The organism is Marinitoga sp. 1197, from assembly GCF_001021165.1.
Taxonomy (GTDB): domain Bacteria; phylum Thermotogota; class Thermotogae; order Petrotogales; family Petrotogaceae; genus Marinitoga.
Genome location: NZ_AZAY01000020.1, coordinates 1 through 14,678 on the forward strand (window position 1 = coordinate 1; position 14,678 = coordinate 14,678).

General features: G+C 27.2%; 17 protein-coding genes. All 17 read right to left on the reverse strand.

The features are described from left to right. Positions 1-307 precede the first annotated feature (307 nt). On the reverse strand, positions 308-3,214 hold the full coding sequence (gene mfd, locus X275_RS05920; RefSeq protein ID WP_047267978.1) for a transcription-repair coupling factor: 2,907 nt from the start codon (positions 3,212-3,214) through the stop codon (positions 308-310). A gap of 29 nt (positions 3,215-3,243) precedes the next feature. Further along, on the reverse strand, positions 3,244-3,555 hold the full coding sequence (locus X275_RS05925) for a hypothetical protein (RefSeq protein ID WP_047267979.1): 312 nt from the start codon (positions 3,553-3,555) through the stop codon (positions 3,244-3,246). A gap of 1 nt (position 3,556) precedes the next feature. Continuing rightward, on the reverse strand, positions 3,557-4,243 hold the full coding sequence (locus X275_RS05930; RefSeq protein WP_047267980.1) for a FliA/WhiG family RNA polymerase sigma factor: 687 nt from the start codon (positions 4,241-4,243) through the stop codon (positions 3,557-3,559). After that, positions 4,243-4,425, reverse strand: coding sequence for a hypothetical protein (locus tag X275_RS11520; RefSeq protein WP_156168707.1), 183 nt, complete (start codon positions 4,423-4,425; stop codon positions 4,243-4,245). Before X275_RS11520 ends, X275_RS05930 begins: the two co-directional genes overlap by 1 nt. Then, positions 4,397-4,867 (reverse strand): chemoreceptor glutamine deamidase/glutamate methylesterase CheD, encoded by a 471-nt coding sequence (cheD, locus tag X275_RS05935; protein WP_047267981.1) that lies wholly within the window; start codon positions 4,865-4,867, stop codon positions 4,397-4,399. Before cheD ends, X275_RS11520 begins: the two co-directional genes overlap by 29 nt. A 3-nt stretch (positions 4,868-4,870) precedes the next feature. Further along, positions 4,871-5,497: a chemotaxis protein CheC gene (locus tag X275_RS05940; RefSeq protein WP_047267982.1), complete on the reverse strand. Its 627-nt coding sequence runs from the start codon at positions 5,495-5,497 to the stop codon at positions 4,871-4,873. Continuing rightward, positions 5,487-6,134: a hypothetical protein gene (locus tag X275_RS05945; RefSeq protein WP_047267983.1), complete on the reverse strand. Its 648-nt coding sequence runs from the start codon at positions 6,132-6,134 to the stop codon at positions 5,487-5,489. Before X275_RS05945 ends, X275_RS05940 begins: the two co-directional genes overlap by 11 nt. A gap of 4 nt (positions 6,135-6,138) precedes the next feature. Beyond that, the gene (locus X275_RS05950; protein ID WP_052913687.1) at positions 6,139-7,002 is read right to left on the reverse strand and encodes a MinD/ParA family ATP-binding protein; all 864 of its coding nucleotides are present in this window, start codon (positions 7,000-7,002) and stop codon (positions 6,139-6,141) included. Further along, a complete protein-coding gene (gene flhF, locus X275_RS11085; RefSeq protein ID WP_052913689.1) occupies positions 6,999-8,453 on the reverse strand; it encodes a flagellar biosynthesis protein FlhF in 1,455 nt (484 codons plus the stop codon). The genes X275_RS05950 and flhF overlap by 4 nt, the downstream gene beginning before the upstream one ends. Positions 8,454-8,475: 22 nt before the next feature. After that, positions 8,476-10,587, reverse strand: a complete 2,112-nt coding sequence (gene flhA, locus X275_RS05960) for a flagellar biosynthesis protein FlhA (protein ID WP_047267984.1) — start codon at positions 10,585-10,587, stop codon at positions 8,476-8,478. Positions 10,588-10,591: 4 nt separating this feature from the next. Further along, positions 10,592-11,698, reverse strand: coding sequence for a flagellar biosynthesis protein FlhB (gene flhB / locus X275_RS05965; protein WP_047267985.1), 1,107 nt, complete (start codon positions 11,696-11,698; stop codon positions 10,592-10,594). Beyond that, a complete protein-coding gene (gene fliR / locus X275_RS05970) occupies positions 11,662-12,435 on the reverse strand; it encodes a flagellar biosynthetic protein FliR (RefSeq protein ID WP_047267986.1) in 774 nt (257 codons plus the stop codon). The genes flhB and fliR overlap by 37 nt, the downstream gene beginning before the upstream one ends. Before the next feature lies 1 nt (position 12,436). Continuing rightward, positions 12,437-12,703: a flagellar biosynthesis protein FliQ gene (gene fliQ / locus X275_RS05975; protein WP_047265001.1), complete on the reverse strand. Its 267-nt coding sequence runs from the start codon at positions 12,701-12,703 to the stop codon at positions 12,437-12,439. A 2-nt stretch (positions 12,704-12,705) separates the two neighbouring features. Then, positions 12,706-13,491 (reverse strand): flagellar type III secretion system pore protein FliP, encoded by a 786-nt coding sequence (gene fliP, locus X275_RS05980; RefSeq protein ID WP_047267987.1) that lies wholly within the window; start codon positions 13,489-13,491, stop codon positions 12,706-12,708. Beyond that, a complete protein-coding gene (locus X275_RS05985; RefSeq protein WP_047267988.1) occupies positions 13,472-13,786 on the reverse strand; it encodes a flagellar biosynthetic protein FliO in 315 nt (104 codons plus the stop codon). The genes fliP and X275_RS05985 overlap by 20 nt, the downstream gene beginning before the upstream one ends. Before the next feature lie 70 nt (positions 13,787-13,856). Beyond that, on the reverse strand, positions 13,857-14,222 hold the full coding sequence (locus X275_RS05990) for a response regulator (RefSeq protein ID WP_047267989.1): 366 nt from the start codon (positions 14,220-14,222) through the stop codon (positions 13,857-13,859). Positions 14,223-14,246: 24 nt separating this feature from the next. Continuing rightward, positions 14,247-14,672, reverse strand: coding sequence for a chemotaxis protein CheW (locus tag X275_RS05995; protein WP_047267990.1), 426 nt, complete (start codon positions 14,670-14,672; stop codon positions 14,247-14,249). Positions 14,673-14,678: the final 6 nt, after the last annotated feature.

The window sequence follows — 14,678 nt, forward strand, 5'->3', positions numbered from 1 at the left end:
GCGCCCCTCTTTTTATTTTACCCCCTGTTAAATAATCAGGGGGTTTTTTGTTTTATTATATTCAATACCAGAGAAAATGTTATTAGAAAATTCTAATGGTTTAATACAATTCTTTATAATAATAATATTAATTTCAGTTTTAATTGCTTTGATTATTTACGTTTTATTAGGAATTTTAATAATTAAACTGTTTATTAGATTGGCAGATAGTGTAAAAAATTTGGTGAAGAGGATTTAACGTAAAAAATTGTCAACTAATAAAAAAAGCTTTTGCGAAAGCAAAAGCTCATAAGATATATTTATAAATTCAAATATAAAATAAATTAAATAGAGTTTTTTCCGAATTTGTTGTATATATAATAATCTTTTTTTCTTCTGGAAAATGATTGAATTTTCTCGAATGTTTTTTAAGCTTCTTGATATCAATATCAAGTGATTTTTTATATTCTATTATTAATGTATTATCATATATTTCAATATTTTTAGCTCCTTTTTGATATGCTATAATTCTTAGTTTTGTATATTTTAATAAATTTTCAAGTTCAATTGGGATTTTTCCAAATCTATCTTCTATATCTTTTTTTATATTTTCTATGTTGTCTATTTTATTTTCATTGGCGATTTCTCTATATATACGCATTCTTTCAATGGGATTAGATATATATTTTTCAGGTATGATAATAGGCATTTTTATACCTTTTATTTCCAGATCAATTTTCTCGGATACTTGTTGTTTTATATCTTTAGAATAGTATTCAGTTATTGTTTTGTTCAATATTTCTTTATACATATTTAATCCAATATTATTTATATGTCCCTTTTGTTCTACCCCAAGTAAATCGCCAAATCCTCTAATTTCCAAATCATGTAAAGCCAGTTTAAATCCGCTTCCCGGACCTGTAATATTTTTTATTGATTCTAATCTTTTCATGGTTTCTGTTTTTAAATTATTTTTATATAGAAAATATGCAAAAGCTCTTTTATTACTTCTTCCCACGCGACCTCTCAATTGATATAATTGAGAAATTCCATATTTTTCAGCATCATCAACAATTAATGTATTTGCATTTGGTATATCAATTCCATTTTCTACAATTGTTGTGGATATTAATACATCTATTTCACCTTCATAAAACATTTTTATTATTTTTGATAGATATCTTTTAGGCATTCTACCATGAGCAGCAATAATTTTAGCTTCTGGGACTATTTCTCTTAAGGAATTTTCTACATTTTCTATATCGTTAATTCTATTGTGTATATATAGAACTTGCCCTCCTCTGGCTTTTTCTCGCAATATTGCTGTTCTTATAATTTTTTTGGAATATTTGAATACAAAAGTTTCTACAGGAATCCTCCCAAAAGGTGGAGTTGAAATTATTGATAAATCTCTTAACCCAGTTAGTGAGAAGTATAAGGTTCTTGGTATAGGTGTTGCACTCATTGTTAAAACATTTATTCCGTGAGATAATTCTTTTAGTTTTTCTTTTTGAAATACTCCAAATCGTTGTTCTTCATCAATCACTAAAAGTCCAAGTTTTTTAAATTGTATTTTTTTATTTAATAAAGCATGTGTTCCTATTATTACATCAATTTTTCCTGAATTTATATTATTTATAATTTTTTCCTTTTCTTTTAAGGTTTTAAAGCGATCTATTATCTCTATGTTTATACCAATTTCTTCAAATCTCTCTTTTATATTATTATAATATTGTTGAGCCAATATTGTGGTTGGAACAAGGATAGCAGCTTGATAGCCAGAACTTACGCATCGGACAACAGCACGCAATGCAACTTCTGTTTTCCCAAAACCGGCATCACCCGCAATTAACCTATCCATAGGTTTTGTTGAAGATAAATCAGCTAATGTTTCTTCTATAGCTTTTTCCTGATCAATTGTTTCAATATATTCAAATGTTTTTTTGAATTGTTCTTCAATATCTTCATCGCCCTTTAACGATATACCGGTAGTATATTCTCTTAAAGCATACAATTTTATCAGTTCTTTTATTTTTTGCCTAATATTATCTTCGACTTTTTTCTTTCTTTTTTGCCATGAAGACGATCCAATTTTATCAATTTTAACTAAATCTTTGTCTCCTATATATTTAGTAATTTTGTCTATTCTCTCTACAGGTAAAAATACTTTTGCATTATTTGCATATTCTAATTTTATTAATTCTTTTTCTCCAGAAGTTGTTTTAACTTTTTCTAATCCTTTATATATACCTATTCCATAATTTTCATGAACTATTAAATCATTGATTTTCAAATCTTCCCAATCTAAGATAGGTAAGGATTCGTTTTTTTTATGTGCTATTTTTTTTATAATAAAGTTATGCTTATCAATTTCTATAGACTTATATTTTAAATTTATAATGTTTTCTAAATTTTTTCCACTGTATTCTTTATATATGGTTTTATAAAAATCTGAAGATATAAATTCTAAATTTTCTCTTTCTCTTTCATAAAAAGACTTAATACTTTCTTTTTCATTTATAATAAATATATCAGTTTTTTTTAGATCAATATAATCAAGTACTGTATTTTTTTCTTCATATAATAAACCGGGTATAGTTTCAAATTTCTCAATTTCAATTGGAATATCTTTATGATGATATTTTTCTTTTAATTTTTCTATATTTTTATAAAAATTTTTTTCGAATTTATATATAAACTCAGTGCCAGGAATAAATATAAAGTTTTTAAGATTATTGATACTTTTCTGAGAATTAATATCAAATTGAGTTATCCTTGTAATTTCATTATCAAATAATTCTATTCTAATTGGATTGTTGTATATAGGAATAAATATATCTTTTACAAAGCCTTTATGTGAATACTCGCCAAATTCGTATACATTCCAGACTTTATCATATCCATATAAAAAGGGATTAATACCGAAATCATCATTGAGTGAAAAATTAAAAATATTTTCTTTAAAAATATTTTTTGGTATAGTATATCTTGATAATGCATGAAATGTTGTAAAGATTGTCAATTCTTTTTGATTTAAAATATTATATAAAGTGTTTATCCTTGAAGCATTTATTTTTTTTGATATTTTTATAGATTCAAATGGGAAAATATCGTAATTTGGATATAGAAAAATATTTTCTTCTAAAAAGTTTTCTAAATTCCATGTTTCTGGGAAAATTAATATTTTATATTTCTTTTTTGATTTTTTGATTATCTCGTTTATTATTTGAACCACCTCACATATAAAAAACGGACTTTCGTCCGTTAAATTCTTATATCCAATGAATGTCCTCTATATTCATCTACAATTAAACGCTTCTTTTCGGAATTCTCTTTTTTAGACTTCTGTCTCTGTTTATATTCTTGAGATGTGCCTTTGTTATCTGCATTAATATTTTTAGATTCTGATTTTTCATCGGTGTTTTTTACCTGAGACTTAGCTTCTTCATTCTTTTTTATGTGTTCTTCCAGATTAGTTGTACGCGCTGCTAAAAGTGCATTGTTTAAATTCTGTATATTATTTGAAATATCAACATTAGTAATGTATGAAATGCTCAGGTTAATAGGGTCAGGCATGTTAATCACCGCCTAATTTTTTCTTTAATTTGCTGATAATTGAAGTATGAATTTGGGAAACTCGAGATTCCGAAATATCTAAAACTTTACCAATTTCTTTAAAGGTCAATTCTTTTTCATAATACAAAGATAGTATAAGCTGCTCTCTTTCATTTAGACTCAATATAGCTTTTTTGAGTTCATTTTTTAAAATATCTTTATAAGCTAAAATCTCCGGGTCATTTTCATCAATATCAGATTCAACATTTATTTCATTATTTGTTAATAAAAAAGAATCTAAACTCAATATATGGCTTCTATGCAATTCAACCTTTAATTTTTTTACATCTTTTTCTGAAATCTGAAGAATATTTGCCAGTTCATCATCACTTATATAATCGTCTATATTTTGTTTAGCTAAAATTTCCTCCATTTTTTTTATTTTATGTCTTAACTCTTTTGGAAGCCAATCAATTTTTCTTAAATAGTCGAGCATAGCTCCTCTTATTCTCTTTATAGCAAATGAATAAAAAGACACCCCTTTTTTGGGATTATACTTATCTAATGATTGAAGCAATCCTATAATCCCTTCCTGTATTAAATCATCAAGTTCTACATTTTTTGGAAGGGTGGATAATAAATTTAAAGCTATATATTTTATTTTAGGCAAGAAATTTTTTATTATGTCATCTCTATTTATATTTTTCATTATTTATTAATCACTGCCTTTATAGTTGTATTTAAAATCATGATTACAGCAATGCTTATTATAGAACGTAAAATGGAAGTTATAAAAAAATTCTTTGATATTACTAAATTTATAAATAGAAAAATAAAGAATAATATAGCATATAATTTTAACTCAGAATTTGAAAATTTCAACTTTTTCACCACCACCCACCTTTTTAACCATAACTTCACCAGTATCGAGGTTAAACTCTATACTTCTTGCTCTGTTTCCTCCAGTGTCTTCAGCTATAATTCTAATTCTTTCTTTTTTAAGCTGTTCTTTTACAGCAATAATATTTTTCTGTCCTACATCCATTGATGAACCTTTAAACATAGCAGCTCCACCAAATATTTTCGCAGTATAGTTAGAACCACCCAATTTTTTTAAATCTTCTAATAACAAAGGAATTCCAAGATCAGCATATTTCCCCGGTTTGTTAACATTCGAACCAGGAGACTTTGGTAACATTACATGAATTAATCCGCCAATTTTTTTATTTTTATCCCAGATACAGACACCAACGCATGAACCCAAACCTAAAGTAACTAAAATATCTGGACTTTTTGAAGAAAAGTATTCTCCAATTCCTATTATTTTTTTCATTTTTTAACCCCCATAAAACACTTTTTTTACATAATCAAATAATTTATTTCTATTTTCTTCGTTCATAAGAAAAACAATTTTTCCTTTGATGACATTTTCCCAATCTTCAACCTGTATTTCAGTTTCTGTTAATATAACTTCATCTTCAAATGTAATACTCATTACAATAGATTCGGCGATTAAAGATGCAAATGTATCTACAGCAACCTGAGGGGGTGTTACCTGCAAATTTATATTTAAAAATTGAGAAATAGCACTTACATAAGATCCAAACATTATATTGCCTAATTCTCCGATCATTGAAGATGACATTTCATCTAATTCTGTAATACTTTGTATTTCTAAACCTACACTTTCTTTGATTAATCTTTTTACAGAATCTTTTTCAATTAGAAATACCAAAGATGAATCCAAATCACCTTCCATTTTTACATAAGAACATGCATATATTTCATCAGGCTCTTCCATATTTAAAAAAATATCTGATAATTTTATTACATCTAAGTTTGGCACTGAAATATCAACTTTTTTATTTAACATCACTGATAAGGAGCTAACAGCATTACCCATTCCAATATTCGTTATTTCTCTAAAAGCAGACATGAAAAAATCAAAATCTTCATTGTTCATCAGATTGCACCTCCGAATTTTTTTTATCTTCAAAAAATTTTTTTCCACTAATGTATTCTAAATAATGACCAAATAAGCCTGTTGGATCCTGTAATATCTTTATTTCATATATAAATTTACTTAAATTAAAGAATTCCTGCCTTATTTTAACGATAGTACCGTGAAAAATTATATTAAAATTTATTATTGATAGTTTAATGCTGAGATTTTGTTTTATTTCATTTAGATATTCATTTAATAAAACAATACCAAGAAAATTTTCATTTAAATCCCACATTAAACCTTTAAATTTATCTTCAATTAAAACAGGAATAGAGATATAATGTCTTTCAATAATACGCTTGTTTTTAATTTTAAATGTACTTGTCAAATTTAATGATAAAAGAATTTCATTATTCCCAAAATTTACAATATCTTTTATTTGAAAATTAGCCTGATAATAAGCACCTTCAAACATAGATTCTAATATGACTTCATCACCGATTTTGAAGTTATATTTTGGAGATATTAATTTAATTTCTTTTCCTTTAAATGTTTTTATTTTTGCTTTTAAAACATCATCTTTTGCATATATTCTAATAGAATTTCCTGGAAAAAAAACAAGAAAAATCCTTTTAATAAAACTTTTTTTATCCATAATTTCACCTATTATAAAAACCAAAAAGTAAAAGTAATTTTTTTAATAAATTATTATTTTTATGATTATTAAATAATTTATCATTCTCAATTTTTTCAGCGATATTCATTAAATCGTTAGCAACATTAGAAGAGGGTTTAAAACTTGATATAGGAGTTTGAGATTTAACACTGTCATGGACAATATGATCAAAATTTATATAAAAAACATTCCTTATATCTTTAAATAGATATTCTTTTATTGTTTTTCTCAAAACCTGTTCAGCAGTATTAGCTTCCGATTTTTTTCTTATCATATTTATGACAACATCAACAATACCGTCTACTTCCAGAATAGATAAAGCCTTAACCACAGTATATGCATTAACTATAGCTGTAGGTTCTGGAGTGGTAACTAAAAGTATATTATCTGCAGCAATATAAAAAGGTTTCAAGTTTTCATTATATCCAGCACTAACATCAATTATTACATAATCATGTTCTTTTGCAATATTAAAAAATTCTTCAATGGCTTTTCGTGTAAAATTCTTTTGAAAAGATATCCAATCTTTAATATCCATTCCTGTACTTAATAATTTTATGCCATAAGGTGTTTTTATTATACACTCATCAAGTGTCAACTTTTTATCAAAATAATCTTTAATACTAACAGATGGTGATACACCTAACAATATAGAAGCATTGGCAAATCCAGCATCTGTATCAAAAATTAAGACTTTTTTATTCATTTTCGCAAGGTTTACGGCAGTGTTAACTGCAATAATAGATTTTCCGACACCACCTTTTCCACCAGTTACCAATATTATTTTAGTTTGATTTTTAGAAAATGTTTTTCTAAGGTTTTCTGCCTGATCTTTTATAATACTCATAATGTCAACTCCTCATAAAAGAGGTTAAATAACTTTTGAAAGTTTGGAAATTCAATATCATTTGGAACATTTTGCCCAGTTGTAATATAACTAATTGGCAAATTTGTTTCTTTAATTAAAGAAGGTATCTGTCCATATGATGAAGTTTCATCTAATTTAGTGATTATTAGATGTGTAGGTTTACAAATGGCAAATTTATTATATACATCTATCATATCTCGTAAACGCATATTAGCTGAAATAACGAGAAATATATAATTTGGTTTTATAGAATCAATATACATTTTTAATTCACCTATTTGAATATCATCTTTATGACTTCTTCCTGCTGTATCTATTAACAATATATCATAATTTTTTAAAGATTCAACAGTTGTCTTTAATTCAGTAGGAGTATAACATATAGATGCTGGAATATCCATAATTTCTGCATAAGTCTTTAATTGTTCAGTTGCTGCAATTCTATATAAATCTATAGTGGCAATTGCAACACTTTTATTACTATTCAATTTATTTAAAGCAGCAATTTTAGCTAATGTAGTAGTTTTACCTACTCCTGTAGGTCCTATAAGCATTATTGTACCATAAACATTTGGAACATCTATTTTGAAATTGTTTTTTAATGTTTCAAATAATAAGTTTTTAAATTTTTCATCTGATTTCCAGTTTTCTTTGTTTAATTCGTTTGGGAGGTTATTTATTATATCTTCTATAAGTTTATCAGATAAATCCTGTTTTTTTAGTGATTCAATTAATTCGGATATAAAAGGATTTATACCATTCAAAATAACTCTTTTAGAAAGTTTTTCTATTAAGTTTTTTATTTCTGTTAATTCATTTTGAGAACTTTTTTGATTTTTCGATATATTATTTGATATAGTATTTTTTATATTCTCATTTTTATCAAATATTTTTTTATTAAAAGGTTTTTGATTATAAAACTGATCAGGAATCCTATTATACGTTACTTTTCTATAATTTAAATTTTCAAATTTATCTTTTTCATAAAAATTTTTTGCATCATTGTCAATTAATTTTGAAACTTCTCTTTGCTGTTCAATTAACTTTAAAATTTCATTTTTTGCGGTTATTTCCAGTTTATCATTGCCTGGCGCATAAGAGTTTTCTTCAAATAATCCTTTCTTTTTGGTTCTATTAATTCTTTCGTCAAGTCTTTTGTTTCTTTCAACCATTTCTCTGATTTCGTTAATTTTTCCTTGAGAATTATTAGAAAAACCTGCTCCAGAGGGTTTCTGGCTATTCTTTATTATTGTTTCCACATTATCTTCTAAAACAGCAGTAACTTCTATATATTTCTTCCCACCGAGTCCAAGGAAACCACCTTTATTAATTCGTTTGGTATCTAAAATATAAGCGTTTTCACCTAATTCATTTCGGATTTTTTCCATTGCTTCAGGAATAGTATTAACAATGTATTTTTTTATTTTCATAAACTCACCTCTAAACGTTTATCTAAATGCTTATATTACCGTCTGCGGAAATGGGGATTTCCTGAATTATTTCATTATATGAAATAACATTTACATTTGGAATGTTTGATACTAACCATCTTGCAAAATAAAATCTTAAAGGGGAACTACATAATATAACAGGATTATACCCTTTCATCATTTGTGATTCTAACATTTGACTTATATTATCAATAAGTGTTTGAGATAATTGTGGAGATAAAGCCAATGTATAGTTTCCTCCATACTCAATTGTGTAATTGTTTAATGTATTTTCCGTATTTTTATCAAGTATAAGAAGATGCAATACACCATCATTTGATTTTACACTTTCACATATTTGTCGCCCCAAGGCACTTCTAACTCCTTCAACAAGCGAAACGATATCTTTAATTTCATTGCTTCCTAATTCCATTAATTTCTCAAATATAACAGGTAAGTTTCTTATTGATATTCTTTCATATAAAAGTTCTTTTAAAACATTTCTAATTTCAAATGTTTTAAATACCATAGGTGTTAATTCTTCCACCAATGAAGGATCTTTAATTCTTAATCCTTCTATGAGCATTTCAGTTTCTTTGGAACCAAGTATTTCATGAGCATATTTTTTGATTATTTCTGATAAATGCGTTGCAAAAACGCTTGGTGAATCAACAACTGTATATCCGAGATTAACAGCATTTTCTTTTTGATTTTCATCAATCCAGTATGCATCAAGATTAAAAGAAGGCTCTTTTGTATGTATTCCAGGTATTTCTTCAGTAGCCATTCCAGAATTAATAGCTAACAGTTTTTCTGGAAATAATTCAAACCTCCCAACTTCAACACCTTTTAATTTTATTATATATTCATTCGCGCTTAATAGTACGCTATCCCTTACTCTGATTGGACTTATTACTATACCAAGCTCATAGGCTATTTGCTTTCTAACCATTGTAATTCTTTCAAGTAAATCTCCACCTTGGGATGGATCTGCTAATGGAATCAGTCCATAACCAATGTCTATTTCTAAAACATCACTCTGTATTATTTCTGAAACTTCTTCGGCAGATGTTAAAGGAGGACCTGAAATAGACCTTTGAGTTTCTTCAGCTTCTCCAGCAGAAGAAGGTTCAAATCCTTCTTTTGGACCTGCTGCAGGTACCATTTTTTGCAAATAACCTTTTGTTGATAAGTAAGCTAAAATTACCATACCTCCACCCAATAATAAGGCAGGCATTACAGGTAATGGGGTAACAAGTCCTAAAGTTAGAATAACTCCACCAGTCATATATAATACACGTTTTTCAGAAGAAAGTTCTTTTAATAAATCTTTACCAAGATTTTCTTTTGAAGCGGCTCTTGATACAACTATACCAGTTGCAGTTGAAATTAATAAAGCAGGTATTTGAGCTACTAATCCATCACCTACAGTAAAAAGTGTATATAATTGAGCAGCTTCCCCTATATTTAATCCCTGTTGTAAAACACCTATAATCAAACCACCTAAAATATTTATAATTGTAATTATAATGCCGGCAATAGCATCACCTCTAACAAATTTAGAGGCACCATCCATTGCACCATAAAAGTCTGCTTCACGTCTAATATCTTCACGTTTTTTTCTTGCTTCTTCTTCAGTGATAATACCAGCGCTTAAATCAGCATCTATACTCATTTGTTTTCCAGGTAATGCATCAAGTGTAAATCTTGCTGCAACTTCGGCGATTCTTTCTGCACCACGTGTAATAACAACAAATTGTATAATAACTAAAATTAAGAATATAACAATACCAACTACATAATTTCCTCCAACAACAAAATCCCCAAATGCTCTTATCACTTTCCCTTGGAAATTTTTTCCCTGTAATAATATTAACCTTGTAGACGATACGTTTAAAGATAATCTGAATAATGTTGTAACTAATAATAAAGTTGGAAAAGCAGATATTTCGAGTGCATTTTTAATATACATGGTAACAAGTAACAAAACAATGGCCAATGATATATTAGCCATTTGAAGAAAATCTAAAAGAAAAGGTGGAATTGGAATAACCATTAATATAACGACACTGACAATTAATAAAGGAACTATGATATCCAATTGTTTAAAAAATCTATTTAAAGCTTCTCCCATTTAATCACCTCGTTGGTTTCAAAACAGAAGCTATTATTTTTGCAATAATCTCATACATGTCTTCTGGTATTTCATCATTTATTTCAACTCTTTCATATAATTGTCTCGCAACTGGAGGATTTCTGTGGATAGGGACATGATTTTCTCTTGCGATTTCTTTTATTCTAAGTGCCAGCTCATCATGTCCTTTTGCCACAACTATTGGAACGTTAGTTTCACTTTCTTCATATTTAATAGCAACAGCATAATGAGTTGGGTTTGTAACAACTACGGTGGCTTTTGGTACTTCTTTCATCATATTTTTATTAATAATCTGTCTTAACATTCTTATTCTTGCGGATTTAACCATAGGATCTCCTTCTATATCTTTCATTTCCTGTTTCACTTCTTGTTTTGTCATTTTCAAATTCTTTTTATATTCTCTTTTTTGATACCAGAAATCAAATATCCCTAATAGAAACATCAATAATCCTAATTTAAAAAATATTTCTATGATTAGAGCATATAAAAAAGAAATTGTTGATTCTATGTTAGAATATGGTAAAGAAATGATATTTTCCCATTTGCCTTTTACAACACTGTAAGAAATATAACCAACTAAAAACAACTTTATTAAAGATTTTAAGAGTTCAAACAAGGTTTTCATAGAAAAAATTCGTTGAAAACCCTTTATTGGATTTAATTTTCCCAGATCAAATTTCATAGCTTTTGGGGTAAATAAAAATTTTGTCTGTATCATTCCCAAAATAAGGCTTATAATGGCAGATGAAAATAAAAATAATGAAATAATTATAAATAAGTTTTTTTGTTGAATTAACAAATTCATCAAGGCATTTTCATCTAAAAAACTTGTGTCAAGATTTAAATATCTATTAAAAGAACTTTTTAAATCAATAAATAAATATTTTGAAAGGACATAAAATACTGTAGCTACACCTAAAAAGGAAAAAGCTGTAAGCAGTTCCTTTGAAACAGGAACATTACCTTCTTCTCTTGCCTGTTGTAATCGCCTTGGTGTAGGTTCTTCTGTTTTGCTTGGATCAGCAAAAAGCTGAATATTTATTTTAAATTTACTTATTTTAAAATAAGTGTCATTATAGAATTTATCCATTTTATAATCTCCGACATATTAATACTGAATATTTCTGTCCACACTCCTATAATACTTAATAGAATAAGAGAACCTATTAATATATTTATAGGAAGTCCAACTATAAAAACATTTATTTGTGGAATCATTCTTGAAACAATACCTAAACTAATATTTACACTTAACATAAATGCACTCATTGGAATTGCAAGTTGTGCTCCTATTTCAAAAATTTTTCCAAATGTAGAAATAATTTCAGGAAAAAATTTAACATCCATAGAAAAAATTAATGGAATAGTATGAAATGAATTTATAATTACCTGAAACAGTAAAACATGCATTTTAAATGATAAAAATGCAAATACACCTATTAAAAAAGATAATTGCCCGATAATAGGAGATTCTTCTCCACTTATTGGATCAAATATCCCAGCCATTGCAAAACCCATTTGAAATGCAAAAAATTGTCCTGCGAACTGAATAGCAGCAATTGGAATGTATGATATTAAACCTATTAAAATCCCAAGAAAAAAATTAATTAGCATTATTGTAAATAAATAAAATACAGGCAAATCTGGCATAGTTAGATTTACCAGAGGTAAAGTAATCCAGGATATAAACAATGATGAAAAAAGTCTTAAATAAAATGGAATAGCTCTTGAGCCGATTATCGGTGCTGAAACGCTTAAGCCTATGATTCTAAAAAAAATAATAGCCCAAATCCAGAATTTTGTTTCTAAAAACACTACTACATTCATATTAAATCATTCCAAAAAATGTTGTTAATATTTGATAGGTAAAATCCATTAGTTTTTGTGCAATCCATCCAAATAATAATCCTACAACCAGAAATGTAATAATAATTTTTGGAGCAAATGTTAGTGTTTGCTCATTGATTGAAGTAATAGTTTGAAAAATACTTATAATTAATCCAACACCTAAGCTTACCAGCAGTATTGGTGAAATAATTGTTAAAAATACAGTAATTCCATCTCTAAAAACATCTATAAAAACCTCTAATGTCAATTTTACAAACCTCCTGATGTTTGGAAGCTCCTGATTAAACCTCCTATTAATAAATCCCATCCGTTTACAAGAATAAATAAAAGTAGTTTAAAAGGAATAGAAATCATTATTGGAGGTATCATAACCATTCCCATTGATAAAAGGATACTTGCTACAACCATATCAACAATTATGAAAGGAATATAAATTAAAACTCCCATTTTAAAAGAAATTTCTAGTTCGCTTAAAGCAAAAGCAGGGATTAATATTTCTGGTGGTGTATCATTAACATTTTTAATTTCTTTTTTTACACTTGATGCAAGCATAAAAATATTATCCTGATTTTTATGAGAAACAATTTCGTTTATCATAAAATTTTTAATAGGATTCCATGTATTTTCAAACATTTGTGTATATGATATTTTTTCTTCAGAATACGGTATTATAGCATTTTGATATATTTGATTAAAAACAGGTGACATTATTAAAAAAGTTAAAATTAAAGCTATACCTATTAAAACCTGATTTGGAGGGGCCTGACGGCTACCAAGGGCTGTTCGCAAAAATGATAATACAATTATAATCCTCATAAATGATGTGAACATCATTATAAAAGATGGAGCTAAAGTTAAGATAGAAAGTAATAATAATATTTCAAGGGTCGGAATTAAAGTATTTGGTCCAGGTGTATTCCCGCCAATGTTTATGGTAATTTCAGGAATAGGTAATGGTTCTTGTGCACTACCTATAAAAAACAAAAATAAAAATAAAATTATTAAAATATATTTTTTATTTAAACATTTCTTCATTTGTTTTTTTCTCCCTTTTTAAAGCTCCAACAAAAGTATCAAAAAATTCTTTTTTCCCTTTTAATAGTTCAGCAAGCTGTTCATATTCTAATTTATCAAGATATGAAATAGAGTTATTGTTTGTCAGTACCAGATAATAGTTGTCTAGTACTTTTATAATATTTAAAGTCAAATTTCTATCGATATAGAATTTTTTAACTATTCTTACAGAGGGAGTATTTAATAACCCTTTATTTATTAATTTTTTTTGAATAAATAATAATAATATAATGAATAACAAAAGAAAAAAAATCAAAAAGAAAGCCCATAAAGTCCAACTACTAATAAGAGTTGTTTGAGTTGATGAAAAAGTAAGGGGCGTAAAATCACCCCCTTGAAACTTTTTGGATAGCTTCAATTACTCTATTAGCCTGAAAAGGTTTAACAATAAAATCTTTTGCACCTGCCTGTATAGCTTCGATAACCATTGCTTGCTGCCCCATAGCGCTACATACAATTACTTTTGCGGCAGGGTCTTGCTTTTTAATTTCTTTTATTGCCTGAATTCCATCCATTACAGGCATTGTAATATCCATAGTAACAACATCAGGTTTTAATTCAGTATATTTAGCTATAGCTTCCTGACCGTTAGCAGCCTCACCAACTACTTCCATCCCCGCTTTTGTAATAATATCTTTTAATAACATTCTCATAAAAGCTGCATCGTCAACTATCAAAACTTTTAAAGCCATTAAAAGCACCTCCACATAATATTATTATACTTCTATTGATTCAAATAGATTTTCAAGGTTAAGATATACAATTAACCTGTTACTTATTTTTAAAACTCCATTAACTTTCCCGATGAATTTTCCGCTCTTTGATGGGAGAATATCTAGTTTTTCATCATCAAAAGAAATTACATTATTTACTTTGTTTACTAATATTCCCAATTCTTCTTTATTATGTTTCATTATAATTATACTATCAAATTCGAAATCTTCATCAATTTCTAAGTCTAAAATTTTTGTTAAATCAAAAACTGGTACAATTCTTCCTCTCAAATTTACAATTCCCTCAATGAATTCTCTTGCATTTGGAACAGGCGTAATATCCTCTTTTTCAATAACCATTTCCACATATTCAACATCGATTCCAAATTCCTGATTTGAAATTTCAAAAGATAAAATTTCTTTTTGCATAAAATC